General features: G+C 29.3%; 1 pseudogene. It reads left to right on the top strand.

Annotation, left to right across the window (positions count from 1 at the left end):
* Positions 1–831: 831 nt before the first annotated feature.
* Positions 832–1,075: pseudogene (locus NHF47_RS17045) on the top strand (T9SS C-terminal target domain-containing protein); the annotation flags it as partial.

Here is a 1,075-nt window from a genome sequence, read left to right as displayed (position 1 = left end):
CGGAAATGATTTCCGTGCCCGGTAAGTAAATCAAAATAAAACCACTCTGTTAAGGAGTGGTTTTTTAATTTAAACCTAAAAGCTATTCTTTACAATCTAATAGCTTTGATTAATAACCTCAAAGGTTATAATTATAAGTAAAAAGCTATTATTTATAACCCAAATGGTTGTAATTAGAAGCAAAAAGTGTCTATCAATGAGCTAAAAGATTATCATTACAACCTCTAAGCTTCTATTAATAAGCTAAAAGGTAATCATTAGAAGCAAAATGCTATTCATTAGAGTCTCAAAGCGATTCTATATACTCTAAAAGAGTATAATTATAGGCGCTGAGCTATTCTTTAAAATAAAAAAAGATATCCACTAGATATCATAAAACCACTCTGTAAGGGAGTGGTTTTTGATTTATTATTCGAAAGTGCATTTTATTTCCCAATACAGAAATTAAAGGCTTATGTATATTTAGTTTTTTTGATTACAAAAAAGACACAAAAGGTTTACAAATTTACGTCTATTTACCTAGACCCATATTCCAATAAGCGGTGTAACTAATATATTTAAATTTTAACACAAATTACAGTTTTTATATAATCATAGTTAAATGTAAAATATTCCTATTTTTTAAAAAATGGGCGGACTATTTTTGCTGCAGAAAAATAAAAGTCTTTTAACCAACCTTTTACCTTTTTTAATCCTCTATAGAGTAGAGAAATTTAAAAAGTACGTATTTATACGTAGCAAAAAGTATGAAAAATACGTATAAATACGTATTGATTGCTATAGGTAAGAAGACCTAGTTTTGCACACGAGTAAAAATTACATGTTATACTTATGATAAAAAAATCCTCATTCTATGGGTTTGCCTTTCTTTTAGCGAGCTCATTTACTTATGCCCAAGACATCCTTTGGGAAAAATCTTACGGAGGCAAACATGCCGAATTTTTGTACGATGCGATTCCTACACCAGATTATGGATTTATTCTGGCAGGAAGTTCTATTTCTGGTAAAAACGGAAATAAAGAAGATAACAACAAAGGCGATTTAGATTATTGGCTTTGGAAAATGGACGAAAAAG

This window comes from Flavobacterium sp. NRK F7, assembly GCF_024054195.1.
Lineage (GTDB): Bacteria > Bacteroidota > Bacteroidia > Flavobacteriales > Flavobacteriaceae > Flavobacterium.
The sequence above is the reverse complement of the archived record's forward strand: the minus strand, read 5'-3'. Positions and strand labels throughout refer to the sequence as shown.